The following is a 26444-nucleotide window of genomic DNA, read 5'->3' as shown; positions in this document are numbered from 1 at the left end:
GTGCGCTGAGTAAGGGTTGCCTAACGCCGACCGCTCGGCTACCGTCCAAGTCCTCAGAGGACATGAGGAGTTGAGATGACCGACCTGACGCTGGCGGAGCTGGCCGCCGCGGTGCGGGCGCGCGACGTTTCCCCGGTGGAGCTGACCGGGGAGTACCTCCGCCGGATCGATCGCGACAACGGCGAGGTGGGGGCCTACCTCACCGTCGACCACGAAGGTGCGCTCGCGGCCGCGCGAGAGGCGGAGGCGCTGGTCCGGTCCGGCGCGCGAGATTTGCCGATGCTGTGCGGAGTGCCGGTTTCGGTGAAGGACACCTGGCCGGTCAAGGGACTGCGGTACACCTCGGGCTCGAAGGCGTTCGCCGACCGGGTGGCCGGGGAGGACGCGGCGGTCGTGACGGGGCTGCGCCGGGCGGGCATGATCGTGCTGGGCAAGACCAACGCGGCCGAGTTCGGGTGTTCGTCCTACACCGAGACCGCGTTCGGCCCGGCCCGCAACCCGCACGACCTCTCCCGCACCGCGGGCGGGTCCAGCGGAGGGGCCGCCGCCTCGGTCGCGGCGGGCCTGGCCCCGGCGGCGCAGGGCAGCGACGGCGGCGGTTCGGTGCGGATTCCGGCCGCGTGCTGTGGACTGGTGGGCATCAAACCGACCCGGGGCCGGGTGAGCCCGGCGCCCGGCCCGGATTCGGCCGGACTGGCCACTGCCGGACCGATCGCTCGCACGGTCGTGGACGCCGCACTGCTGTTGGAGGCGATGAGCGTCTCGTGCCCTGGCGACACCCACCAGTTGCCGCCGGTGCCTGCCGGGCATTTCGCGGAGAGCGCCCGGCGCGAACCCGGCCGGCTGCGGATCGGGGTGATCCGCGGGGCCGCGAGCGACGACCCGTGGTGCCGGCAGGCGTGCGACGACGCCGCTGACCTGCTCGCGGACCTGGGCCACGACGTGGCCGAGGCCGAACCGGCGGGTCCGGACGACTATCGCGCGGAGTTCACCGTCGTGTGGTCGGCGCTCGCCGGCTCGGTGCCGGTGCCCGCCGAGCGCGAGCCGGACCTGCTGCCGCTGACCCGGTGGCTGCGGGACAAGGCCCGGGTCTGCGACGCGGTGACCTTGATGTCCGCGCTGTTCTCGATGCAGGCCACCGCTCGCCGGATCGCCCGCCGCTACGACCGGTTCGACGTGGTCCTCAGCTCCGCCCTGGCCACGCTGCCGCCGCCGGTGGGCGGCCTCGTCGCCGCCGACCCCGCGCAGACCTTCGAAAACATGCTGCGGTTCCACCCGCTCACGCCGCTGGCCAACATCACCGGTCAGCCGTCGCTGACCCTCCCGGCGCGCCGGACTCCGGAAGGGCTGCCCGTCGGCGTGCTGCTCACCGGACGCTACGGAGCCGAAGCCACCCTGATTTCCGTTGCGGCACAACTGGAGCGTGCTCTGCGATGAGAAAAGCACAACTGGGTTTCCTGACCGGGACCCATGTCGTCAACGACCTGTACCAGGGCTCGGTGCCCGCGCTGCTGCCGTTCCTGATGAGCGAGCGCCACTACAGCTACGCGGCGGTGTCCGGAATCGCTTTGGCCGCAACGGGTCTGTCCAGTGTGGTGCAGCCGGTGTTCGGGATGATCGTGGACCGGTCCCGGCGCGACTGGCTGGCACCGCTGGGCTTCCTCGTGGCTGCCGCCGGGATCGCCGGCGCCGGTTTCGCGGACAGCTACGCGCTCACGTGGATCTGCGTCGCCGTGGCGGGAATCGGCGTGGCGGCCTACCACCCGCCCGCCACCAATCAGGCCCGTGCGGCGGGCGGAAAATCGCAGCAGGCGATGAGTCTGTTCTCCGTCGGCGGCACGCTGGGCAGTTCGCTCGCCCCCGCGCTCGTCACCGCGGTCGTCGGCTCGCTCGGTCTCTCGGGCGCGTATTTGCTGGCGGTCCCAGCGGTGGTGATGGCGTTGCTGTGGCTGGTGAATCGCCGGATCAGCCCCGCGCTGGCGGACGGCCCGAGCGCGGCCGCGGAGTCCACTTCGGACCTGCGAGACGACTGGCGCTCCTTCGGCAGGCTGGTCGCGGCGACCGTCGGCTGGTCGATCCCTTACGTGACAGTGAGTTCGCTGCTGTCGTTGTACGCGATCCGCGAGCTGCACGCCTCGGCCACGACCGCGGCGGTCACGCTCACCTCCTTCACCCTCGCCGGAGCCGCGGGCACCGTCCTCGGCGGCTGGCTGGGGGACCGGCTGGGCCGCTTGGTCCCGATCCGGACCGGGTACCTGCTGGGCATTCCCGCGCTGGCGGGGATCGTGCTCAGCCCGGACCCCCTCGTCCTGGAACTCAGCACCGTGCTGTTCGGCCTGGCCATGTTCCTGCCGTTCGCGAACCAGGTGACCCTCGCCCAGGACTACCTGCCCACCCGGCCCGGCACCGCCAGCGGGCTGACGCTCGGCCTGGCCATGTCGGTCGGCGGGCTCACCTCGCCGCTGTTCGGCTGGCTGGCCGACGCGGAGGGCTTGCGGTTCACGCTCGGCGCGGTGCTCGCGGTGTTCGGCGTCGCGGTGGTGTTCGGCACCCGGCTGCGCGATCGCGTCCTGCCCGTTCCGTCGTCCGCGAACTCATCTGAGGAGCTGGTGACCTGATACATTGCGGGCATCCGGCGAGGAGGGGAGCGCGACGTGACGGTCCGGGCGGTACGGCGGACTTCGCTGGTCGACGCGGCGACGGCGGAACTGCGCCGGCTGATCGGCGAGGGAGAATGGCCGGTCGGGGCCAAGCTGCCCAACGAGGTCGAACTGAGCAAGCTGCTCGGAGTCGGGCGGTCCACCGCGCGGGAGGCCGTCCGTGCCCTGATCTCCGCGGGCCAGCTGTATTCCCAGCAGGGTTCGGGCACCTACGTCGCCTCCGCGACCCCACTGTCCGATTTGGACCGCAAGCTGCGCACGGCCGCGGTGGTCCACGTGTACGAGGTCCGCGTCGCGCTGGAGGTGGAGGCGGGCGGGCTGGCCGCGACCCGCCGCACCGCCGCCGACCTCAAAGCGCTCCGCAAGGCGCTCGCGGCGCGCGACCACGCCGGGTCGCTGCCTGAACTGCTCGACGCCGACCTCGCCTTTCACCGGGCGGTCGTGGTCGCCGCGCACAACCCGGTGCTGCTCGACGTGTTCGATTCCTTCCTCGACGCCATGCGCGCGGTGGCGGACAGCGTCACCACGCTGGACGCCACCGGAGCGAACACGGACGATCATCACCGGGCCCACCGCGATCTCGTCGCCGCGATCGAAGCCGGGGACCCGGAGGCCGCCGCGCTGGCTACTCGCCGGAACGTCGAGCACACCTTGGCGCAGTTGCGTTGACATCGGAAGACGGTTACGGATGGGTCCGGAACGCGTCCACGATCAGATAACTGCCGTTCTTCATCGTGCCCGTCACGGTGTGCACCCCGCGCGGCAGTCCGGAAATAGCCGCCACCGTCGATTGGTACTGCCGGGTTGGCGTGACGAAACTGACGGTCCGGTAAGGAGCGCCGTCCAAGGTCAGGTCGACGTCGCCCTCGTCGGTGTTCGTCTCGGAGATGATGTCGATCCCGGTGCCGTAGAACGTGAAACTCCACGAGTCGCCGACGTTCTGGGTCGCCCAGATGTCGTCGAGATAGGAGTTCGCGCCGCCGGCCGAACTGCCGCGCCAGAGCCATCCGGTCGAGGGGGCTCCGGTACCGGTGTAGACGACGCCGGAGGTGTCGTTGAGCAGTTCGGCTTCCTGCGTTTTGGCGAGGCGGACGGTGACGTCGGCCTGCCCGCGCCGCACGGTCAGCGTGATCGGCGCGCCGGGGGCGAGTTTGTTGTAGCTGAGCCAGAAAGTGTTGCGGTCGTCGGTCACTGAGGCGCCGTTGATCGCGGTGATGTCGTCGCCGGTCCGCAGCCCGTTCTGCGCCGCGTAACTGCCTTGCGGCACCGACGGCAGGTAGAGGCCGTACGGCTTGGTCAGGCCGAGGGACGACTGGACCGCCAGGGACGGAATGTTCGTGGCGGTGGCGCCCATCAGCATTTCGGGTTGGACGATCATTCCGTTGGCGGGCGTGCCGGAGCCGGGGCCATAGGCGAAAACCGCCTTCGGCGGGAGCGGTCCGCCGCGGGCGCCGAAGCCGGTCATCGGGAAGTTCTGGTAGCCGAGGCTTGCTGCCGGAGAATCGGGGGAGACGGCGAAGTCGTAGCTCGCGGTTGGGTCGGCCGCGGCGAACTTCGGGTCGGCGACGAGCGAATGCGGGTCCATGCCGGCGCGAACCCAGGCCGACTGGGTGTTGATCGTGGTGCCGTCCGCGGAGAGCGCTTCGTTGCCGCTGCCGTCGGGATTGACGTAGACCGGGTAGTGGTCGTTCCAGAAGAGGTTGCGGTCGACGCCGTACTTCGCGGTGGACGGATTGTTCAGCACGTTGTTGTAGGCCTGCGGCCCCAGGGTGATGTTGTGCTCGATGACGTCGCCGCAGTCGGAGTGGCTGACCTGTTCGTAGATCGAGCCGTCCACGAGCAGGTTGTTCCGCACGGTGCGCTCGTAGCCGTCGCGCAGTTTGATGCCGCCCTTGAGGATGAGGTTGTCCAGCAAGCGGAAGTTGGACGAGCCGTCGTCGAGATCGATGGCCCAGTCGCCGGCGTGCCAGAACCGGTTGTGCTGAATGGTGATCGGCCGGACGACGTCCAGCTTCATCAGGCTCCGGGCCTGGGCGTCGGTGAGCGCGATGCCGGTCGATCCTTCGTAACTCGTGCCCGGCGCGAGGGTGTTGTTACCGGAGCTGGCCCAGAACCGGCCGCGACCCCATACGTTGATCGACCCGTTGTCGCCGGTTTCCTCGACGCAGTTGAAGAGATCGTTGTTCTTGATGTCGTGTCCGCCCCAGGTGCCGTCCTCGATGTTGAGGCAGGCGCGCGGACTGTCGGAGATGGTGTTGCCGTCGACTGTCACGTCCGCGCTCATGGAGATGTTGACGCCGGAAGACTGCTTCTCGAACCGGCCCATGTCCTGCATGACGTTGTTGCGCACGAGGATGTCGCGGGGATAGTCGCCGGTTTTCGGCCCGGGCGCGGTGTCGGAGACGGCTACGTTGTCGTAGTAATTGCCGGAGTAGTCGCGCACCGCGGCGGGCGAGCCGACGATCTGGATGTCGGTGGCCCCGTCGGAGGAGAACTTGCTGTCGCTGATCGTGGTGTGCGCGTTGTAGCCGTCGAGGAAGACGCCGTTGCCGCCGAGCTGGTCGAAGGATGAGCCGGAGACTGAGATGTCAGTGGCGTTTTTCAGATATACCGCGGCTTTGCGGACCACCGCCCAGTCGCCCTTGGCGTCGGCTTCGAACGGACCGGTGAAGAGCGTGCGGTGCGTCGCGGTGAAGTGCAGCCCGCGCAGCGCGATGTCGTGGACGGGGTCGGCCGCCGAGGTTCCGGCGAGGGTGATCAGCTGGTCCTGTTCGGCGGTTTCGACCGTGGCGGCGGAAAGATCGGTTCCCGCGGGCGGGTAGTAGAGCAGCTGGCCGCTCGTCCGGTCGTAGTACCACTCGCCGGGCGCGTCCAGTTCCTCCTTGACGTTCTCGGCCATCGCCGGGCCGACCCGGCCGGGCCCGTTCCCCTTGGTCAGCCCGCAATCCTGCGGCCGGTTGTTGTCGCCGACGTAGTGCAGATCGAGACTGCCCCCGGTGCGGCCGCTGACCGTGAACGAGACGGAACCCCAGTCGCCGCAGTGCATCGCGCGCACCAGCGCGGTCGACGGGTTCGACCATTTCGCCGATTCCCGCTGGAGATCGGCCAGCGAGGTCGAGCCCTGCAGCCGGGCCGCGTCCGGATCGTAGTTTGGGTAGCGGGCCAGGATCTGGCGCTGTCCGTTGACGAACAGGCCGTCGAAGCCCAGTCCGGCAGGGACGGTCGCGGCCATGACCTTGCTGCCGGGCGCGGCGGGCTGCCAGTTCGGCCGCAACGGCCGTCCGCCGCTGATCGTCACCGCGGCGCTGGTCGCCGGTTGCCAGGTCACGGTGTGGCCGTTGCGTCCGGAATCCTGCGGGCCGAGCGCCAGCGGAGCGGAAAGATAGTAGGTGCCGCCGGCGAGTTTCACGACGATGTCGCGATGGTCGCCGACGCCGGTGCCGAGAAGATGCCGGACCCGTTGCTGCGCCTGCGAAAGCGAACACGGTCGCGGCTGGGTGCACGGAGTGCCGGGCGGCGCGTCGGCGGAAGGAGCGGCGTACACCGTCATCGGCGGCGGCCCGCTCGCGGCGGCGGGGTGGCCGAGGGCGAATGTTCCGCCAACCCCGGCGACGACGGACAGGACGATGCGCAGAAGGCGGCGGTTGGCCATTCAGGTCCTCCTTGACCAGGCATCGGTGCCCGGGGCAGCCAGGACATCCGATGCCTAGGAGACTATGCACGAGCATGTATCAGCCGTCAAGGAGAGCTTTCCGTCTTCACTGGAGCGCTGATTACCTTGAAACTCTGGGAATTTCGCGCCGAGTGAACTGTTGGCGAGGACTCCCGGCGTGGAGTGATCACTCGACGGAGGCGAGCCTTACATCTGATCTATTCGCATCGGAGTTGCCCGAGCGGGCGTAACGGCCGGGCGAGGTCCCCATGTGCCGTTTGAAGGCCGTGTTGAAGGCGTGCTCGGATTCGTACCCCACGGAGCGGGCGATCCGGCCGACCGTGTCCTCGCCGGAGCGGAGCTTCTCGCTGGCCAGGATCATCCGCCAGCGAGTCAGGTAGGCGATCGGGGTTTCGCCCGCGCGGGCGCGGAACCGCTCGGCGAACGTCGTGCGGGACATGCCGCTGAGCGCGGCGAGTTTCCGCACCGTCCACGGATGAGCGGGGTCGGCGTGCACGGCTCCGAGCGCAGCGCTCAACTGCGGGTCGGCCAGTGCGGCGAACCAGCCGATGTCGTTGCCGGAGCGGGTGGACAGATAGAGCCGCAGCGCTTGGACCAGCATCAGGTGCGCCAATTGCTGCGCCATCAGATCGGAGCCCGGGCGAGCCTCGCGGAACTCTTCCAGCATGAGCTCGATCGAGCCGCGCAGCCGGGCGCGGTCGCCGGACGTCTCCACCGGCATGACGGCGGGCATGGACCGCAGCAGCGCCGGGGCGTTCGGGCTGGCGAACTCGAACCGGGTGCCGACCAGATGCGCGTCACCGCCGCCCTGGTAAGTGAAGACCCGGCCGCCGCGAGCCGGGCCGAGCACCTCCGAGGCCAGCGCCGGTGCGACGCCGGGTGCGCTGCCGAGGACCGCCTCGCGGCCGGTCGGCATGACGAAACAGGAGCCCTCAGCGAGCCGCAGGGGCTCACCGTCACCCTTGATCGTCAGCCAGCAAGCGCCCTTGACGACGGCGTAGCACTTGATCTGCCCGGCCAGGTCGTCGAGCTTGATCGCCCACGCTCCGCCCGCGTCGACTTCGGCGGTGCTGAAACTCCGGGGTTTGAGCAGCGACAGCACCTCGCTCAGCGGATCCATCGGCTCTCCGGACGATCGCGAACAAAACCAGCGTTTTCAAGCATAGGCGGTACGTCCGGGTGCGCTTAGCGTTTTGCCCAGAACCTCGCTCGCTTCGACTGAGAAGGACTCCGGAAATGAAAGCTGCAGTAGTTACCGCCTACGGTACCGCGGCGCGGTACCTCGACTGGCCCTCGCCGCGGGCGGCCAACGAGCACGAGATCGTGGTCGACGTCCTGGCCGCCGGGCTCCACCCGCGAGTCCGCATGCAAGTAGACGGTTCGCACTACACGAGTTCCCCCGGCGAGTTGCCGCTGGTGCCGGGCTTCGACGGGGTGGGCCGAGGCCCGGACGGCCGGCTCTGGTTCTTCGTGTCCTTCGACGGCAAGCGCGGCTCGATGGCCGAACAGGCGGTCATCGACACCCGGCGCAGTTTCGTCCTCCCCGACGGGGCCGATCCGGTGACGGTGGCGGCGACGGCGAACTGCGTGATCGCGTCCTGGCTCGCGGTGAAACGGCGGATCTCCGTCCGGCCGGGACAGAACTTCCTGGTCCTCGGCGCGACCGGCGGTACCGGGCGGATGGCCGTGGAAGTGGCCCGGCTTTCCGGCGCCGCACAGGTCATCGCGGTCGGGCGCGACCCGGAACGGCTGGCCGCGATTCCCGGCGCTACCGCGACCGCTCTGATCGGCGACCCGCTGCCGTCGGACGTCGACGTAGTCCTCGATTTCCTCTGGGGCGAACCGGCCACCGTGACGATGGAGGCACTGGTCTTCGCCCGTGCGACCCCGGAACGTCCGCTGACCTGGATCAACCTCGGCGAAATGGCCGGAGCCCGGGCAGCGCTGCCCGCCGGGGCACTGCGGTCGACCCGGCTCGAAGTGCTCGGCAGCGGACAGGGTTCGTTGACCGGCGCGGAAATGGCCGCCGAGGCCGCGGCCGTCCTGACCGAGATCGCGCGCGGCGCCTTCGCCGTGGAGGCCGACCCGATCCCGCTGTCCGAGGTCGAACGCGCCTGGGCGAAACCGGCCGACAGCGGCAAACGCATCGTCTTGACCCAGCCCTGACTGGACGCGAATCCGGCTACCTCAGCTGAGGCGGAGGCGACCACACGAGCCGCGGGTCGGTCTGCACGAAGCTGCCGAGCAGCTGGTCCACCCGCATCAGCACGTTCAGGTCGAGCCGGACGCCCGCCGCCTTCGCGTTTTCGGTCACCTGCTCCGGAGTGCTCGCTCCCATGACCGTCGCGGCCACCGTCTCGTTCTGCAGTGTCCAGGCGAGGGCGAGCTGAGCCATGGTCAGACCGGCGTCGTCCGCGACGCCGCGCAGCAATTCCACGCGGTCCAGCAGTTCCGGGTACAGCAGGGGGCGGGCGTAGGCCGGTCCGGTCGCGCGGGAGCCCGGCGGGATGGCACCGCCGCGGTATTTGCCCGTCAGGACGCCTTGGGCCAGCGGGACCGACGCGAACTGGCCGATGCCGAGGCGTTCGGACACCGGCATCACCTGCGCCTCGGCCACTCGCCACAGCATCGAGTAGTGCGGCTGGTTGGCGATCAGCGGCACGTGGTGCCGGGCCGCCGCGTCCGCCCCCTGCATCAGCTGTTCCGCGGTCCACTCCGCGGTGCCGACGTAGCGCACTTTCCCTTGCCGCACCAGGTCGGACAGCGCCAGGAACGTCTCGTCGACCGGGGTCTTGTAGTCGAAGCGCAGCAGTTGGTAGACGTCGACGTAGTCGGTGCGCAGCCGCCGCAGCGAGGCTTCCAGCGAGGCGATCACGTGCTTGCGGCTCAGGCCCGAGTCGTTGGGTCCGGGGCCTTCGGGCCAGAAGACTCCGTTGCACAGGACCACGTCCTCGCGGCGCGTGCCGGCGAACGCCGCGCCGAAGGCGGCTTCCGCCGCGCCGCCGTCCCAGGCCGCCGAGGTGTGGAAGGTCGTGATGCCCGCGTCCAGCGCCGCGGCGACGCAGCCCTCCGCTTCGTGGGTGAGCCAGTTGCCGTAAGCGATCTCGCTCACCGCGAGGCCGCTCGCGCCGAGTTTGCGGTACTCCACTTTCAGCCTCCCCGGACGGCGGTTTCGGCGATCCACGCGTCGACCGCGCGGGCCTTGCGGGCGAACGTCTCCCGCACCGATTCGTGCGGCAGGATCAGGAATTCTTCGTCGGCGAGCCCGCGCACGACCGCGTCGGCGACGTCCTCGGGTTCGAGCAGCGGCGCGGCGGCCGCGATGGCCAGCGCGGCCGGGTGCCCGGCGGCGAGACCCGGCTCCAGCAGCGCCGTGCGGACGCCGAGCGGGCACAGCGCGCTGACCCGGATTCCGCGCGGGCGGTAGGTGATCGCCAGCCATTCGGCCAGCCCGACGGCCGCGTGCTTGGTGACCGAGTACGGCGCGTCGCCCGGCGTGCCGAGCAGGCCCGCGGCCGACGCGGTGAGCAGGAGATAGCCCTCGCCGCGGGCGAGCATCGAGGGCAGCACTGCCTGCGCGGCGTGGACGTGCTGCATGACGTTGATCTCCCACGATCTCGTCCACTGCTCGTCCGCCGCGTGCACTCCAGTGCCGAACGCGGCGCCCGCGTTGGCGCAGAACAGATCCACCGGCCCGAATTCGGCCCGTGCCCCGGCGACCAGTGCCTTCAAGTCCTTTTTGGACGTCGCGTCGGTCGCCGCCGCGACGGCCCGCCCGCCCGCGGCCTGGATCTCCGCCGCCACGCGCTCGGCCCCGGCCTCGTCCACGTCGGACACGACGACCCCCGCCGCGCCCTCGGCGGCGAAACGGCGGGCCATGGCCGCGCCGATACCGCGGGCCGCGCCGGTCAGCACGACTACCCGTCCGGTCAGTTCCACGGGCGCTCCACTATTTTCTCGGGCATTGTCACCGGCGTGAGCAAATTGTATTTCCGGACTGTGACCGGCGTGATAAAAGCCCTGGTAGGCGGCTTGAGATGGCTTTGTTCCACGGTTTCCGACATTAGCAGTCCGGCAGCCGTGGCGGTATGGTCGGCGATAATTAACCGGGTCCGGTATTGCGTTTTCCGCGGCCGGTGCGTTATTCCTAGGACCGGTTCCGCGGCGATCATCTCCCCGGAGACCGCCGATCCGAGCGCAGGAGGTCCGCCGATGGTCGAGCTCGTCCCGCCGTCGCAGGTTCGACGGCTGCGGTGCCTGGGCTTCGGCGACCCCGACGTGGTGACAGCCGTCGCGCGCGGCGGGGGACTGGGTGTGCTGGACGGAACGGACCCGGTGCAGCTGCGGCTGGTCGCGGCCCGGGTCCGCGTGCCCTACGGCGTGCGCACGGACGGGCCGGTGCCCGAGGGCGCGGCCTTCGCGATCCGCACGAAAGCGCCGTGGACGGGTGCGCTCGCCGAGGTCGTGGACGAGGCGACAGCGGCCGAGGCGGTCCGCGGCGGCGCGCTGGGGCTCGTCGCGGGCGTCGGTGAATTGAGTGATTTCGTTCTGCTGCAACAGCTTCTGGACAGCTTCGACGTCCCGGTGTGGGGCCGCGTCGCCGGGCCGCGGACCGCGGTGGGCGCGCTCGCTGGCGGCGCGGCGGGCGTGGTCCTGCCCTCGGCGACGGAAGAAGGCGTCCGCCGGATCGTCGGCGCGGAGCTGCCCGCCACGACCCTGTCCGGCCGGTTGTGCCGGACGCTGGGCAGCGCGCTGCCGGTCGTCCAAGGCCCGATGACGCGCGTCAGCGACCAGCCGGGGTTCGCGGCGGCGGTCGCGGACGCGGGCGGTTTCCCTTTCGTCGCGGTCGCCACCGCGAGCGGCGTGCGCACCACGGAGCTGCTGACCAAAACGGCCGAGCGGCTGGGCGAGCGGCCTTGGGGCGCGGGCATTCTCGGCTTCGTGCCGGACGACCTGCGCGCCGGACAGCTCGCCGCGATCCGGGCGGTCCGGCCGCGGTGCGTGCTGATTGCGGGCGGGAAACCGGGGCAGGCCAAGGCTTTGGAAGCCGAGGGCATCGCGACCTTCCTGCACGTGCCCTCGCCGATTCTGCTCCGGCAGTACCTTGACGCCGGAGTGCGCCGGTTCGTCTTCGAGGGGGCCGAATGCGGCGGGCACATCGGGCCGCGGTCGAGTTTTGACCTCTGGGAAGAGCAACTGGCCGTCCTCGAAGGGGAGAAGGACGTCGAGGTGCTCTTCGCGGGCGGGATCCACGACGCGCGCTCGGCAGCGATGGTTGCCGCGATGGCGGCGCCACTCGACGCGGCCGGTATTTTGATGGGGACCGCCTACCTTTTCACCGAAGAAGCGGTGAAGCATGGCGCGATCACCCGCCTGTTCCAGGAATGCGCCCTCGCCGCCGACACCACCGTCACCCTCGAAACCGCGCCGGGCCACCGCACGCGGTGCTTGCTCAGCCCGTACGCGACGGAGTTCGAACAGCTCAAAGCGAGCCTGCACGACGTTCCCGCGCAGGAAGCCTGGCAGCGCCTCGAAGAGCTGAACACCGGCCGTCTTCGCATTGCCAGCAAGGGCGTCCGCCGGGACGGCACGCGGCTGAGCGCGGACGTCCAGCTCGCCGAAGGGATGTACCTGGCGGGGGAGGTCGCGGTGCTGCGCGACCGCCGGACGACCATCGCCGAGCTGCACGCGGAGGTCACGTCGGGCCGGACGTTCGCCCGCGAGACCGTACCGGCGGAGACGGGAAGCCGGGACATCGCCGTCGTCGGCATGGCATGCACCTTCCCGGGCGCGCCCGATGTCGAGGCGTTCTGGTCGAACATCCTGCGCGGCGAGGACTCCGTCACCGAGGTGCCGCGCGAGCGCTGGGATCCGGATGTCTACTTCGGACAGTCGACGTCGAAATGGGGCGGATTCCTTCCTCCGCTTCCGGTCGACCCGCTGGACTACGGCATCCCGCCGTCCGCGATGGGCAGCATCGACCCGGCCCAGCTCGTCTCGCTGGAGACCGCGCGCCGGGCGCTCGCGGACGCCGGGTACGCGCACCGGGAGTTCGACCGGGAGCGCACGAGCGTCGTCTTCGGCGCGGAGGCCGGCGGCGACCTCGCCAACGCGGGCACGCTGCGCTCGCTGCTCGACGGCTACTTCGAGGAGCTCCCGCCCGGGCTCCGCGAGCAGCTGCCCGAACCGACCGAGGACACCTTCCCCGGCACGCTCGCCAACGTCATCTCGGGCCGGATCGCCAACCGGCTCGACCTCGGCGGCGCGAACTACACCGTCGACGCCGCCTGCGGATCCTCCCTGGCCGCACTGGATCTCGCGGTGAAGGAGCTGCGCACCGGAACCAGCTCGCTCGTCCTCTGCGGCGCGGTCGACCTGCACAACGGCATCCACGACTACCTGATGTTCACCGCCGCGGGCGCGCTGTCGCCGACTGGGCGGTGCCGTCCGTTCGACACCTCCGCCGACGGCATCGCGCTCGGGGAAGGCGTCGCCTGCCTGGTGCTCAAGCGGCTCGACGACGCCCAGCACGACGGCGACCGGATCTACGCCGTGGTCAAAGGCGTTGGTGCGGCCAGCGACGGCAAAGCGCTCGGCCTCACCGCGCCGCGTCCGGAAGGGCAGCATCGCGCTCTGGACCGGGCCTACCGCGACGCCGGGGTGTCTCCGGCGGACGTCGGCCTGGTCGAGGCGCACGGCACCGGTACGGTCGTCGGCGACGCGACCGAGCTGCGAGCTTTGACGAGTTTCTTCGCCGACGCGGGAGCTGAGCCCGGCTCGTGCGCGCTCGGCTCCGTCAAAAGCCAGATCGGCCACACGAAATGCGCAGCCGGGCTGGCCGGGCTGATCAAGGCCGCTCTCGCGCTGTGGCACGAGGTCGTCCCGCCGACGCTGCACCTGGCCAAGCCCAACGCCGCCTGGGACGCGGCCGGGAGCCCGTTCACGTTCACCACCTCGGCGCGGCCGTGGGCGGATCCGGCACGGCTGGCGGGCGTGAGCGCGTTCGGCTTCGGGGGCACCAACTTCCACGCCGTGCTCGGCGCGGGCCCGGTCGCTCCGGACCGGCGGCACGGACTCCGCGACTGGCCCGCCGGAGCCGAGGAAATCCGCGCCGGAATCACCGGAACCACCGGTGCCGGAGCCGATCCGGGCAAGCTCGCCTTCCTCTTCCCCGGCCAGGGCAGCCAGCGGACCGGCATGCTCGCCGAGCTGTTCGTGTACTTCCCCGAACTGGCCGACGTCCTGCGGCTCGCTCCCGACGTCGCGGCGACAGCCTTCCCGCCGACCGCCTTCGGTCCCGAGGCAGTACAGGCCCAAGAAGACGCGCTGACCGACACCCGCGTCGCACAGCCCGCCTTGGGCTTGGTCGAAACGGCTGTGGCCCGGCTGCTGGACCAAGTCGGCGTACGGCCGGATTTCCTCGCCGGGCACAGCTACGGCGAACTGGTCGCGCTGTCAGTCGCGGGCGCGTTCGACACCGAAACGCTGGTGCGACTCAGCCGAGCCCGGGCGAACGCCATCGCCGACGTCACCGCGCCGGGCACGATGGCCGCGGTGAAGGCATCGCGGGATGTCCTCACTTCGACGCTGATCGGCCCGGATGTCGTGGTGGCCAACCACAACGCGCCCGAGCAGACCGTCCTTTCCGGACCGATCCCCGCGGTGGAGCGCGCCATCCGGCGGCTGCGAGAGACCGGCATCGCGGCGAAACGCATCCCGGTGGCGTGCGCGTTTCACAGCCCGCTGGTCGCCGGAGCGGGCGACGCCTTCGCCGCGGTACTGGCTGAGGAAACCATCGCGGAGCCTCGGTTGCCGGTGTGGTCCAACCGGACAGCGCGGCCGTACGAGGATGACGTCCGCGGCGAACTCGCGGCGCAGATCGGCGCATCCGTACGGTTTCTCGACCAGATCGAAGCGATGTACGCGGCCGGCGCGCGGACGTTCGTCGAAGTCGGGCCTGGCCGGGTGCTGACCCGGCTGGTGGGGGAGATCCTCGGCGACCGGCCGCACACCGTTGTCGCGTGTGGGCCCGATCTCCAGGCTTTCCTGACCGCGTTGTCCCGCCTGGCGCAAGCGGGCGTCGCCGTGCGCACCGAGCGGCTGGCCCGTCCGGCGCGTCCCGCACCGGCCGCCGCCGCTTGGGCGGTCGACGGGCGCTCCGTCCGCGCGCCCGGTTCCGAAATTCCCGCCCTTCCCCCGGCCCGACGGATACGGAGCACCGCGATGACCGAGCCCGCCCCCAGCCGCGACCAGGCGGTCGTCGATTTCCTGCGCACCGCCCGGGAACTGGTCGCCGCGCAGCGCGACGTGATGCTCGGCTACCTCGGCACCGCACCCGCCCCGGCCGTCGCCCCCGCGGCCGTGCCGGTGGCGCCAGCGGCGCCGGTAGTGCTCGAAGCACCGGTGGCCGAACCGGAACCGGCGGCAGCCGAGGTCGTGCCCGCCGACGTGCTGACCACGGTCATCGGCGTGATCAGCGAACGCACCGGCTACCCGGAGGAAATGATCGACGGCGACCTCGACCTGGAAGCCGACCTGTCGATCGACTCGATCAAACGGACCGAGATCGCCGGAACCCTGCTCGGCAGGCTGGGCCTGCCCGCCGACGACCGCACCGACCAGCTCAGCCGCGACCGCACCGCGCACGCCCTCGCCGCGCACCTGGAGAGCTGGCTGTCGCCCGGTCCGGCGGCCGCCGCGCCGCGCCGCTACCGGCTCGCCAGAGTGCCGGTCCCGCTCGACCCGGATCCCGCGCGGCTGCGCGGAAAGTCCGTGGCGGTGCTGGGCGGAGACGAGGCCGTGCGAGACGCTTTCGCTTGCGCGGGAGCGCAAATCGTCCCCGGAGACGCCGACGTCACGGTGCTGTTGGCCGAAAACGCCACGGCTCCGGAGTTGTTCAGCAGGCTCAAGCCGCTGCGCGGAACCGTCCTGATCGCGGCTGAGCCGGGCTCGGCCGGGCTTCGCGGCCTGGTCCGCTCGGCCGCGCTGGAGCGCGACGGTGCGACCCGGCTCGTGGAAGTCGCCCAAGACGTCGCGAAGGTGCTGGTCGACGAGGCCTGCAGCGACGGCCCATCCGTCGTCTCGCACGACAACGACGGCCGCTTCACCATCGAGCCGCAGCCGCAGGATCTCGGGTCGATCGCCTACTCCGGCGCCGGGCCGGGCGGCGGCGAACTCGCCGCGTTGAACCTCGGGCCGGAGTCCGTGGTCCTGCTCGTCGGCGGGGCGCGCGGGATCACCGCCCGCGCGGCGGTCGCGCTTGCCGCGTCCGGCTGCCACGTCGAGCTCGCCGGACGCACCCCGTGGCCCGGCGAAACCGACGACCTTCCCGCCGATCCCGCCGCGATGCGGGCCGTGCTCGCCGGGCGCGGCGGTTCGGTGGCCGACATCGAACAGCGGGTGCGGACTTTGCTGGCACAACGCGAGATCAGCCGCACGCTGGACGAGATCCGCGCCGCTGGCGGCGACCCGGCGTATCAGCCGCTCGACGTGCGCGACGCGGACGCCGTGCATCAGCTCGTCAAAGACCTCCTGGCCCGCCACGGCCGGATCGACGGCGTCGTCTTCGCCGCCGGAGTCATTGACGACAAGCTCATGGCGGACAAGGACGAGCAGTCGTTCCGCACCGTCTTCGGCACCAAAGTGGACGGTGCCCGCGCGTTGCTTTCCGCGCTGACGGAATTCGGGGCCGAGCCAGGGTTCGTCACCTTCTTCGGCAGCATCGCCGCGGTGCTCGGCAATCGCGGGCAAACCGACTACGCCGCGGCGAACGACGCGCTGGAAGCGTTGAGCACGACCTGGCCCGGCCGTGCGGTGACTGTCCACTGGGGACCGTGGGCCCCCGGTGGCGACCACAGCGGGATGGTGTCGCCGGAACTGGCGCGCGAGTACGAACGCCGGGGTGTCGAACTGCTCGACGCCGACGAAAGCGTCGCGGCCCTGCTGCGCGAACTCGCCTACGGAACCGATCGCGCGGTCCTGTACACGGCGTCGCTGTGGTGAAGCAGGAGCCAGTCGCGCTCGTCGGGATGGGCGTGTTCCTCCCTGGAGCGTCCACTGTGGACCAATACTGGCGGAACCTCGTCGAGGGCGCGGACGCGGTCACTGAGGTCCCGCCGGACCGCCGCGATCCGGCGTTCCACGGCCGCGACGGCGACGGGCCGGACCGGACCCACGGCCGCCGCGGCGGATTCGCCCCGGACACCCTCGAATTCGACCCGGCCTCCCACGGCCTGCCGCCAGCTTCCCTGGCCGGGATCGAGCCGGACCAGCTGACCGCGCTGGCGGTCGCGGTGGCCGCGGTCGAGGACGCCGGTGGGCTGGACCGCCTCGGCGACCCCGAGCGGATCGGCGTCGTGCTCGGCCGCGGCGGCTACCTTTCCCCCGGGCTGCGGGGCTTCGACCAGCGCGTCCGCACCGTCCGGCAGATCACCCGCACGGTCGGCGAGCTGATGCCGTCCGCCGGGCCGGACGTGCTCGACCGGCTGCGCACGGCGTTGCACGAAAACCTGGGCGAGTTCCGCCCGGAGACCGCCGCCGGGCTGGTGCCCAACCTCGCCGCGGCCCGCGTGGCCAACCGCCTCGACCTCGGCGGCCCGGCCTACACCGTCGACGCCGCGTGCGCGTCCTCGCTGGTCGCCGTCGACCAGGCGATCGGGGAACTGGCCCGGCACCGCTGCGACGCCGTCCTCGCCGGTGGAACGCACCAGACGCACGACGACACGCTCTGGTCGCTGTTCACCCAGCTCGGCGCGCTTTCGCCGAGCCAGCGGATCAGCCCGCTCTCGCGCGCCGCCGACGGCATGCTGATCGGGGAGGGCACGGCGGTCGTCGTGCTCAAGCGGCTGGCCGACGCCCGCCGCGACGGCGACCGCGTGTACGCCGTGCTCCGGGCCAGCGGCACGTCGAGCGACGGGCGGGGCGCGAGCCTGCTCAGCCCGTCCGTCGCCGGGCAGACTCTCGCGCTGCGCCGGGCCTGGGACGGGTACGACCCGGCGGAAATCGGCCTGCTGGAGGCGCACGGCACGGCCACGCCCGCCGGGGACGCGGCCGAACTGACGACCGTCGCCGAGGTCTTCGGCCGGACTTCCGGGCGGCGGGCGGTGATCGGCTCGGTCAAATCGATGATCGGCCACACGCTGGCGACGGCCGGTGCCGCCGGGCTGGTCAAGGCGGCCCTCGCGCTGTACCACGAAGTGCTCCCGCCAACACTGCACTGCACCGATCCGAACCCGTTACTGGACAAGACGCGGTTCCGGGTGCTGGCCGAGGCCGAGCCCTGGGGTGCGCTGCCGCGCGTGGCCGCGGTCAGCGCGTTCGGGTTCGGCGGGGTGAACGCCCACGTCGTGGTCGAGGCCGGGGACACCTCGCCGAAGCGCAGGGTGCGCGTCGACGAGCCGGAACGCGTGCTGCGGCTGGCCGCGGACTCCCCGGCGGAACTGCTGGAACGGCTGGAGCGGCCGGGGGAGCCGGGGCACGGACGGTGCCGGATCGGGATCGCCGGTCCGGACGAGCGCAAGCTGGCCGCGGCCCGCAAGGTGATCGCCAAGGTCGCGGCGACTGGCCAGGCATGGCACAGCGGCGACATCTGGTGCACCGCCGACCCGCTGCTGCCGTCGGGGAAGATCGCGTTCCTGTATCCGGGCCTGGAGGCGGACGCCGAGCCGCGCCTGTCCGACGTCGCCCGGCACTTCCGGCTCGACTGCCCGCGCTGGTCGACAGCGAGCGTGCCCGCCCGGGCGGCGAGCGTGTCGGCCGCCGGGCTCCTGTTCGACCACGCGCTGCGGCGGCTGGCCATCCGTCCGGACGCGCTCGCCGGGCACAGCGCGGGCGAGTGGACCGCGATGCAGGCCGCCGGGATGTACCGGCCCGAGCCGGATCTTCTCGACCGGTACTGGCCCGATGGCTTCGAGCTGCCCGACGCGGACTACCTGGTGCTGGGCAGCCCCGCTGAGCAGGTGGCCGGGATGCTCCCGGACGACCTCGTGATCTCCCACGAGAACGCCGCGCGGCAGACGATCGTGTGCGGCCCGCCGGACGCGGTCGCGGCGTTCGCGAAGACGTGCCGCGGCAACGGGATCGTCGCGCGGACCCTGCCGTTCCGGTCGGGCTTCCACACCCCGTTGATGCGGCCGCGCCTGGCGCCGTTCGCCCGGCTCGCCGCGGAGCTGGAACTGCGGGAACCCGCGGTGCCGGTGTGGTCGGCCACCACCGCTCGGCCCTATCCCGCCGAGCCGGACGCGATCCGCGAGCTGTACCTGGACCATCTCGTGCGCCCGGTCCGCTTCCGCGAGCTGACCGAGACCTTGCACGGCAATGGGTTCCGCGTCTTCGTCCAGGTCGGCGCCGGTCAGCTGGGCTCGTTCGTTTCCGACACGCTCGGCGACCGGCCGCATCTGGTCGTCGCCGCCGGGTCCACCACACGTTCCGGGCTCGCTCAGCTCCGCCGCGTCGCGACGGCAGTGTGGACCGAAGGCGGCGACCCCGATTTCGCCGCCGCGGAGCCTCGGCGGATCCGGCTCGAAACCGGGAAACCCTTGCTGTCGCTGGGAAACCGGGCGCGCGGGCTGATCGACGACCGAAGCCTGCCGGAGCTGCCCGCGGGGGTGCCCGAAGCAGTCGCCTCGGAGTTCGCCGCGCTGCTCGACCAGACCCGCCGGACCGCGGCGGACGTCGTCGCCGCGGTCGCCCAGCGCCGCATCGAGTCCACAGTGGACGTTTCGCTGGACGCGATGCCGTACCTGCGCGACCACCGGTTCTTCCGGCAACGCGACGACTGGCCGGACGAGACCGACTTCCGGCCGGTAGTGCCCGCCACGACGCTGGTGGACCTCGCCTGCCGGGCAGTCGAACGAACGTGGCCGGGCACCACGGCGGTCACGATTCGCGACGCCGTGTTCTCGAGGTGGCTGATCGCTTCGCCAGCCCAGCAGGTGCCGTTGTCGCTCAGCCGTCAGGGCGACCACGTGACTGTCGAGATTGGACCGTACGCGCTGCTGACCATCGAACTGGGGACCGTCGCGCCGCCGCCCGAGCGCACCGGAACGCCCGCGCCCGAGACCCCGCCGTCGTTGAGCGCGGCCGAGATCTACGCGCGGCGCGAGATGTTCCACGGCCCGGCGTACCAAGGCCTGGCCCAGTTGACCGGTCTCGGCGAGCAGCACATCCGAGGGGAGCTGGTGGTTCCGTCCGCACCCGGCGGGTTGCTCGACAACGTGGGCCAGCTGCTCGGCTGCTGGCTGATGGCGACCCGGTCCGACGGCCTGCTCGCGTTCCCGAGGTCGATCGGCCGGATCACCTGGCACGAGGCGGAACCCGCGCCCGGAACGCGGGTCGAGTGCCTGGTCCGGACCCGGCTGCCCAGACCGGACGTGCTGGAGATGGATGCCGAACTGGTCCTCGACGGCCGGGTGCTCGCGACCGTCGAAGGCTGGCGGGACGTGCGTTTCCCGTGCGACCGCGCGGCCCATCGCGTCTACGCCTTCCCGGACCGGCACCTGCTTTCCGAACGCCTCGCCGACGGCCGGGTTTGCGTCACCGACCGCTGGCCGACCGTCGCGGCACGCGAAATCTACGCCGGGGTTTACCTCGCCGCCGAGGAACGGGCGGAGTTCGCCGCGGTGCCGCCGCGTCAGCAGCGTGGCTGGCTGCTGGCCCGGATCGCGGCGAAGGACGCCGTGCGCGCGGAGCTGGCCGAACCGGTTTATCCGGCGGAGATCCGGGTGCACGAGGACGGCCGGGTGTCCGGTCGCGGCCGGGTGCTGCCAAGCCTCGCTGTCGACGTCGAACTCAACGGTGACACCGCAACCGCACGACTCAGGAGCACGACATGACTATCGACCACGCCTCAGCAGTTTTCGACGTCGTCGCGGAACTGCTCGGCGAACTCGTCGGCGACGCCGATGTCCTCGGCGTCGAGATCACGCCCGACACGACGTTCCACGAGGACCTGCAGCTGGAGAGCATCGATCTGGTGACCTTCGCGAGCATCCTCGCCGAGCATTTCGGCCCGGAGGTCAACCTCGCCGAATACCTGGCGGAGAAGGACCTCGACGACGTCATCGGGCTGACCGTCGGCGACATCGCCCGCTTCGTGGGGGAGCGCACGTGCCCACGATGACCGTCAACGGGCTGCGCACCAACGTGCAGCTCGTGCCCGCCGGCGGCACCGAGACCGTGGTGTTCCTGCACGGCATGGGCACCGACAGCCTCGCGAGCTTCTACCTGACGCTGGCGCCCCCGGTCGCGGCCGCCGGCATCGACGTGATCAGCTACGACCTGCGCGGCCACGGCAAGACCGAGCGGCCGGTCCGCGGCTACACCCTGGCCGATTTCGTCGCCGACCTCGACGACCTGCTGCGCCAGCTCGATGTCGACCGGCCGGTGCACCTCGTCGGCAACAGCTTCGGCGGCACGCTCGCCTACAGCTACGCGGTCGCCAACCCCGAGCGCGTGCGCAGCATCGTGTGCATCGAATCGGAGCCCGCGACCGAAGCCTGGGCCGGGAAAATGAGCGAAATCCTCGCGCACACCGTGCGATTCCTCCAGGCGGAGGAAAGCTTCGCCTGGATCGAAGCGAACTTCAGCGCGCACCACCGGCGCCTGGCGCGGCTGGCGGCCGAGCGGATCATGTCCACGAAGATGGCCGAGGAGGTGCCGCTCGGGCCGTTGCTCACGTGGGAGCAGGTGGCGGCGATCGGCTGCCCGGTGCTGTCCGTCCTGGGCAGCCACGGCTACCAGGCCGACGATCTCGAAGCGCTGACCTCGCTGCTCCCGCGCGGCGAGCTGCACGTGTTCGAAGGACAAGGCCATTCGGTGCTCGTGGAGCAGCACCGCGAGGTGCGCAAACTCGTGCTGGAGTGGATCGGACGGCATTCGGTATGAGGTTCCTGCTGGTCGTCCCGCCGCTGGCCGGGCACATCGCGCCGTTGCGCGGGGTGGCCGAGGCGCTTTCCTCGCGCGGCCACGAGGTGGCATGGTGCGGACCCGCGCCGGAAGTGTCCATTTTGGTCACCGGACAGGTGTTCCGGGCCGGGGACTCGCGGCCGTTCTCGGTGGCGCTCCGGCCGCCGGAACTGCGCGGATTCGCCGCGTTGAAATACCTCTGGGAGTCCTATCTGGTCCCGCTCGCGGACGCGATGGCGCCGGGCGTGCAGCGAGCGGTCGAGGACTTCCGCCCCGACGTCGTCGTAGCCGACCAGCAGGCGCTGGCGGGCGCGCTGGTCGCCGCGCGGTGCGGGCTGCCGTGGGCGACCTCGGCGTCGACGTCCGCGGAACTGGCCGATCCGCTCGCGTCGATGCCGAGGATCGCTTCCTGGGTGGCCGGGCTCCAAACGCGACTGTGCGCGCGACACGGAGTTCTCAGTACGGACTTGCGCTTCTCGCCGCATCTGGTGGTGGCGTTCACCACCCGCGCGCTGGCCGGGCAGTCGCGGATCACGGCACCGGTCTGCTATGTCGGGCCGGTTCTTCCCGACGCACCAAGGGAATTCGAAAGGTCCTTTGTGGACTCACGGCCGCTGGTGGTCGTGACTCTCGGCACTGCCAACGCGCAGGCGGGCGAGCGGTTCCTCGCCGAGAGCGTCGCCGCGCTGTCCGGAATGCCGCACGTACAGGGGTTGGTCGTCGATCCGGCGGGCACGCTGGTCAGCGAGAACGTCGTGCTGGCCCGGCGAATCCCGCAGGTCGATGTGTTCGCGCGGGCGTCGGCGGTGGTCTGCCACGGCGGGCACAACACGGTATGCGAAGCGCTCGCGGCCGGGCTCCCGCTGGCGGTCGCGCCAATCCGCGACGACCAGTCGATCCTGGCGCAGCAAGTAGTCGCCGCTCAGGCCGGGGTCCGGCTGCGCTTCGACCGCGCCAAAGCCCCGGAGATCCGCGACGCGATCGAGGCGGCACCGCGGTATCGCGCAGGAGCGGCCCGCATCCGCGACTCCTTCGCCGCGGCCGGTGGGGCGACGGAAGCCGCCTCCCGGCTGGAAGCACTGGCCTGACTACTCGCGATTGCGGAACGTGCGGGCAGCGAGCGCACTGCCCGCCGCCGCGGCCACTGCTGCGATCGTCAGCGCCGCCGCGACCGACCAGCCGACCGGACGCGCCAGTGCCAGCGCCCGCGTCGCGTCGATCGCGTACGTCAGCGGGTTGACCGCCGACACCGCGCGGACCCATTTCGGCATCGCGTCCAGCGGCATGTACGCGCTCGAGGAGAACATCAGCGGAAACATCACCACGAACGACGCGGCCTGGAGCGTCTCGGCCTTGCGCAGCCACGTCGTGATCGCGACGAAAACCCAGCTCAAGCACCAGCCCACGACCAGCGTCAGCACCAAAGCCAGGCCGAGCCCGAGTATGCCGCCCGCCGGACGGAAGCCGAGGAACAGCACGCTCGCGGCCGACGTCACGACCAGCTGCACGCCCAGCCGCGCGGAGTCGGCGAGAGTGCGGGCCACCAGCACGGAGAACAACGAGATCGGCAGGCAGCGCAGCCGCCCGGTGAACCCGCTGTAGATCTCCGCGAGCAGCCCCGCACCCGAACTCATCGCGGTCGTCATCGAGATGGTGACCAGCGTGGCGGGCACGAGGAAATTCACGTAGCCCTGGTAGGCGGCGACGCTCGGCAGCGCCCCGACGCCGCTGAACACCTGACTGAACAGCAACAGCAGCACGACCGGTTGCAGCAGCCCGAAAAACACCAGCCGCCAGTCCCCGAACGCGGTCCGCAGCGAGCGGGCGGCGAGCACCCGGACCTGCGTCCAGAAGGTGGCTTCGGGCCAGGCTGCCGGGGTGGCGAGGGAGGTGGGGGTGGTGGGGGCTGTGCGGTGGCGGAGTTGGGTCATGGGGTGGCCGCCGTTCGGGGAAGGGGGGTGCGGGTCTCGTCGGTGGGCGGTTTGGTGACGTGTGGGCTGCGTGGGGGAGTTTCGGCGGGTTGTGGTGCCTGGAAGAACCCCGATCGCGGGTGGATCGGTGCAGCGGGGGCGGGGTAGCGGCGAGGTCGGGTCGTCGTTCGGTGTGGGGAAAGGCAGGCGCAGTCGGGGGTTGGCACCGTCAGCTCGCGCGGGGAGGACTCGACGTCCTGCCGCACCTCGAAAACCCCAGCCGTGAGTCGATGAATGGCCGGACGTCGACGACACCGGGTCATGAGCCAGCCGCCGTTCGGTGCAGGGAAAGGTAAACGTCGTCGAGGGTCGGCTCGGTCACCGTCAGGTCGCGCAGCGGCGCCTCGGCCGCGTCGAGGGCTCGTACCAGCACCGTGATGTCGGCGGGGCCGCGCAGCGGGACGCTCAGCGTCAGCCCGGCCCGGCCCGCTGCGAGGCCGAGGCGGGAGACCGCGTCCGCGGCGCGGCGCAGGGTCAGTTCGCTGCCGAGGGTCAGCGTCGCCGTGCGGCTGCCGAGGCGCGCTTTGAGCTGGGCGGGCGTGCCGGAAACCGTGATGTGCCCTAGGCCGAGGACGACGACGTGGTCGGCCAGTCGGTCGGCCTCTTCGAGATATTGAGTGGTCAGCACGACCGTGGTGCCGCGCGCGGCGAGGTCCTCGACGACGGTCCACAGGCTCGACCGGCTGACCGGGTCGAGTCCGGTGGTCGGCTCGTCGAGGAACAGCACTTCCGGTGCGCCGACCAGTCCCGCGGCCAGGTCCAGGCGCCTGCGCATTCCGCCGGAGTACGTGCCTGCCCGCCGGTCCGCCGCGTCTTCGAGCCCGAACGACGCGATCAGCTCCGCCGCGCGCGCCCGGGCCTGCGCCGGCCGCGCGCCCAGCAGCCGCGCGATCAGCACCAGGTTCCCGCGTCCGGACAAGGCGTCGTCGACCGCGGCGAACTGCCCGGTCACCCCGATCCGCCGCCGGATCGCCCGGCCGCGCCGCACCACGTCGTGCCCGCAGACCCGGACGGTGCCCGCGCTCGGCCGGACGCGCGTGCTGAGAATGTCGATCAGCGTGGTTTTCCCGGCCCCGTTGTGCCCGAGAACGGCGAGCACGGTCCCGGGGGCGACGGTGAGGCTGATCCCGGCGAGCGCGGTGATTTCGCCGTACTTCTTCACCAGGTCCGTCACGGCGATGACCGGCGGGCGCATAGCCGCTCCTTCCCTTTCCCGGCAAGGTAACGAGGCGCAGGCGGGGAAGCAAGAAACTCGCCGGGCGCTGTCTGGGGCGTGACAGTTTCGCGGGCTCCGAATAGCACGCGGGTGACAACTCCTGACCGAGGTGCTTCTTTTCCTCGCGGGCGCTCCATCCGGCGTGACAAAGAATTTACTCCCGGTTGTTCGGGCGGTAATCGCGGAGGTATTTTTCGCACACATTTATCCCGATTCCCCGAGGTGACGAGCCGTGAAGTTTTCGTGGAAGTCCAGAAAACCGGCCGGTGTGCTGGCCGCCGCGACCGTCGCGGGCGTCGCGGCGACGCTCGCGGTGGCCGGAGCCGGCCCGACCCAGGCGGCGCCGGCCAGCCTGACGCTGAACTACACCTGCCCGTTCCCGCTCATCGGCGACCAGGTGCTCGTGGTCAAGATCGACACCAATCTGCCGGACAACGCCGTCGCGGGTGCGCCGTCCACCCCGATCGCCTTCAACGTCGACGTCACCGTGCCGGAGACCGCGACGGAAGGCCTCGCCCTGGTCGGCGCGACGACGCTGGACGGTTCCGCCAAAGCGGCGGCGCAGCTCAAATATCCCGTCGACAAAACGCTGAACCTCGGCCTCCCGCTGGCCATCCCGTCGACGCCGGTGCCGCCCTCGGGCGCGTTCCACGTCAAGACCAGCGGCCAGGCCCCCGCGGTGACGTTCCCCAGCGCGGGCACCGCGTCGGTGACCGTCGGGAACTTCAGCACGACGATGACGCCGCGCACCGCTTCCGGCCAGCCGACCGACCTCGGCACGTTCACCTCGGACTGCGTCGCGGTCCCCGGCCAGAACCAGCTGCTCGGCACCTTCGAGATCAAACCGGGCGGCGGCACCAGCACGACCCCCACCACCCCGACCAGCTCCACGACGCCGACCACCCCCACCACGCCGACCTCACCCACCTCGTCGACTGAGCCGACCCAGCCCACCTCTCCGACCTCTCCGACGGAGCCGACGTCCTCCACCCAACCCACCTCGCCGACGCAATCGACCGAGCCAACGTCCCCCACTCAGCCGACGTCGCCGACACAGCCGACTTCTTCGACCGAGCCAACCCAACCCACTTCCCCGACCCAGCCGACTTCTTCAACCGAGCCGACCCAACCGACTTCCTCCACCGAGCCGACCCAGCCGACCTCGCCGACCGAGCCGACGTCCCCGACGCAACCCACCTCGCCCACGTCCTCGACCGAGCCGACGCAACCCACCTCCCCGACGCAACCGACCGAGCCCACCTCCTCGACCCAGCCGACTTCCCCCACCCAATCCACCGAACCGACGACCTCGTCCACCCAGCCGACCACCACGCCGCCGGGCACCCATGACCTCAGGTACTCCGTCCGCGGCAAGACGACGATCAAGCAGCTGCGTGCCGCCCTCCCGCTCGGCCCCGGGCGCCTCGAAGCGAAGTTCGACGCCGCGGCCAGCACCTTCGACGCCCGGTTCGCCCTGCCGCAATCCGAGGTCTACTTCCGCTTGTTCGGCTTCCTCCCGGCCTCCGCGACCGTCAAGCTCAGCCAGGACGGCGCGATCGGCGGCACCTTCTCCGGCGGCTCCGTCAAGGCGAACGCGAAGGTGGACGTCCGGCTCGCCAAGGTCCGGCTGCTCGGTTTCCCGATCCTGACGTCGCATTCGTGCCGCACCGCGCAACCCGCCGCGGTCCCGCTCGTCTCCGCGCCCGGATTCGATCCCGCCAGCGGTGGCAAGCTGACCGCGACCTACACCATTCCGGCGTTCACCGGCTGCGGTTGGCTGACCGGCCTGATCACCGATCTCGCCTCCGGTCCCGGCAACAAACTGGACGTGACGCTCACCAGGAAGTGAATCCCGTCCGGGAAAACGCCGACCCGCGTGACAAGAACGCGGAAAGGCCTGTGCCGCAACGAGAATCGTCAGTAGCTTCGGAAAGGATCGTCTTCGATGAGGAAGGCCGAATGTCTGCGCTGACCCGGTTCTCGCTCTCGCGGGCGCTGGTAGCGTTTCCGGCGGGAGTCAC

The 26444-nt window shown here is 71.0% G+C and carries 16 protein-coding genes; 10 read left to right on the top strand and 6 right to left on the bottom strand.

Annotated features, from left to right (window positions below; genetic code table 11):
- Positions 1 to 75: 75 nt before the first annotated feature.
- From ACZ63D_RS05055 to ACZ63D_RS05045, 3 genes are read left to right on the top strand one after another with little or no spacing between them, the layout of a single operon-like run.
- Entirely contained in the window at positions 76 to 1437 is a 1362-nt protein-coding gene (locus ACZ63D_RS05055) for an amidase (protein WP_465353004.1), read from the top strand.
- Positions 1434 to 2618: an MFS transporter gene (locus ACZ63D_RS05050; RefSeq protein ID WP_465353003.1), complete on the top strand. Its 1185-nt coding sequence runs from the start codon at positions 1434 to 1436 to the stop codon at positions 2616 to 2618. Before ACZ63D_RS05055 ends, ACZ63D_RS05050 begins: the two co-directional genes overlap by 4 nt.
- Before the next feature lie 36 nt (positions 2619 to 2654).
- Positions 2655 to 3329, top strand: a complete 675-nt coding sequence (locus ACZ63D_RS05045; protein WP_465353002.1) for a FadR/GntR family transcriptional regulator — start codon at positions 2655 to 2657, stop codon at positions 3327 to 3329.
- Between the two features lie 13 nt (positions 3330 to 3342).
- Here the strand turns inward: ACZ63D_RS05045 and ACZ63D_RS05040 are convergent, their stop codons facing one another.
- A complete protein-coding gene (locus tag ACZ63D_RS05040) occupies positions 3343 to 6312 on the bottom strand; it encodes a right-handed parallel beta-helix repeat-containing protein (RefSeq protein WP_465353001.1) in 2970 nt (989 codons plus the stop codon).
- A 187-nt stretch (positions 6313 to 6499) separates the two neighbouring features.
- Positions 6500 to 7453, bottom strand: coding sequence for an AraC family transcriptional regulator (locus ACZ63D_RS05035; RefSeq protein WP_465353000.1), 954 nt, complete (start codon positions 7451 to 7453; stop codon positions 6500 to 6502).
- A 116-nt stretch (positions 7454 to 7569) separates the two neighbouring features.
- Here ACZ63D_RS05035 and ACZ63D_RS05030 point away from each other — a divergent pair, with 116 nt between their 5' ends.
- Positions 7570 to 8499 (top strand): quinone oxidoreductase family protein, encoded by a 930-nt coding sequence (locus ACZ63D_RS05030; protein WP_465352999.1) that lies wholly within the window; start codon positions 7570 to 7572, stop codon positions 8497 to 8499.
- A 16-nt stretch (positions 8500 to 8515) separates the two neighbouring features.
- Here ACZ63D_RS05030 and ACZ63D_RS05025 read toward each other — a convergent pair whose 3' ends face one another.
- Positions 8516 to 9481: an aldo/keto reductase gene (locus tag ACZ63D_RS05025; protein ID WP_465352998.1), complete on the bottom strand. Its 966-nt coding sequence runs from the start codon at positions 9479 to 9481 to the stop codon at positions 8516 to 8518.
- Between the two features lie 2 nt (positions 9482 to 9483).
- Complete coding sequence (locus ACZ63D_RS05020; RefSeq protein ID WP_465352997.1) at positions 9484 to 10272, bottom strand: SDR family oxidoreductase; 789 nt, start codon at positions 10270 to 10272, stop codon at positions 9484 to 9486.
- 273 nt (positions 10273 to 10545) lie between these two features.
- Between ACZ63D_RS05020 and ACZ63D_RS05015 the strand changes: the two genes are divergently transcribed.
- From ACZ63D_RS05015 to ACZ63D_RS04995, 5 genes are read left to right on the top strand one after another with little or no spacing between them, the layout of a single operon-like run.
- The gene (locus ACZ63D_RS05015) at positions 10546 to 16335 is read left to right on the top strand and encodes an SDR family NAD(P)-dependent oxidoreductase (RefSeq protein WP_465352996.1); all 5790 of its coding nucleotides are present in this window, start codon (positions 10546 to 10548) and stop codon (positions 16333 to 16335) included.
- Positions 16329 to 20165, top strand: coding sequence for a beta-ketoacyl synthase N-terminal-like domain-containing protein (locus ACZ63D_RS05010; protein WP_465352995.1), 3837 nt, complete (start codon positions 16329 to 16331; stop codon positions 20163 to 20165). The genes ACZ63D_RS05015 and ACZ63D_RS05010 overlap by 7 nt, the downstream gene beginning before the upstream one ends.
- Positions 20162 to 20452: an acyl carrier protein gene (locus ACZ63D_RS05005; RefSeq protein ID WP_465352994.1), complete on the top strand. Its 291-nt coding sequence runs from the start codon at positions 20162 to 20164 to the stop codon at positions 20450 to 20452. Before ACZ63D_RS05010 ends, ACZ63D_RS05005 begins: the two co-directional genes overlap by 4 nt.
- On the top strand, positions 20440 to 21216 hold the full coding sequence (locus ACZ63D_RS05000) for an alpha/beta fold hydrolase (RefSeq protein ID WP_465352993.1): 777 nt from the start codon (positions 20440 to 20442) through the stop codon (positions 21214 to 21216). The genes ACZ63D_RS05005 and ACZ63D_RS05000 overlap by 13 nt, the downstream gene beginning before the upstream one ends.
- Positions 21213 to 22325, top strand: coding sequence for a glycosyltransferase (locus ACZ63D_RS04995; RefSeq protein ID WP_465352992.1), 1113 nt, complete (start codon positions 21213 to 21215; stop codon positions 22323 to 22325). Before ACZ63D_RS05000 ends, ACZ63D_RS04995 begins: the two co-directional genes overlap by 4 nt.
- On the opposite strand, the gene ACZ63D_RS04990 is transcribed toward ACZ63D_RS04995, so the two are convergent.
- Together ACZ63D_RS04990 and ACZ63D_RS04985 are read right to left on the bottom strand one after the other, a co-directional pair.
- Positions 22326 to 23168, bottom strand: coding sequence for an ABC transporter permease (locus ACZ63D_RS04990; RefSeq protein ID WP_465352991.1), 843 nt, complete (start codon positions 23166 to 23168; stop codon positions 22326 to 22328).
- 298 nt (positions 23169 to 23466) lie between these two features.
- Positions 23467 to 24402, bottom strand: a complete 936-nt coding sequence (locus ACZ63D_RS04985; protein ID WP_465352990.1) for an ATP-binding cassette domain-containing protein — start codon at positions 24400 to 24402, stop codon at positions 23467 to 23469.
- Between the two features lie 253 nt (positions 24403 to 24655).
- Between ACZ63D_RS04985 and ACZ63D_RS04980 the strand changes: the two genes are divergently transcribed.
- Complete coding sequence (locus ACZ63D_RS04980; RefSeq protein ID WP_465352989.1) at positions 24656 to 26272, top strand: DUF6801 domain-containing protein; 1617 nt, start codon at positions 24656 to 24658, stop codon at positions 26270 to 26272.
- The last annotated feature ends 172 nt before the right edge of the window (positions 26273 to 26444 follow it).

This window comes from Amycolatopsis sp. NPDC104775 (assembly GCF_055583325.1).
This window is presented reverse-complemented; position numbering and strand designations above follow the sequence as displayed.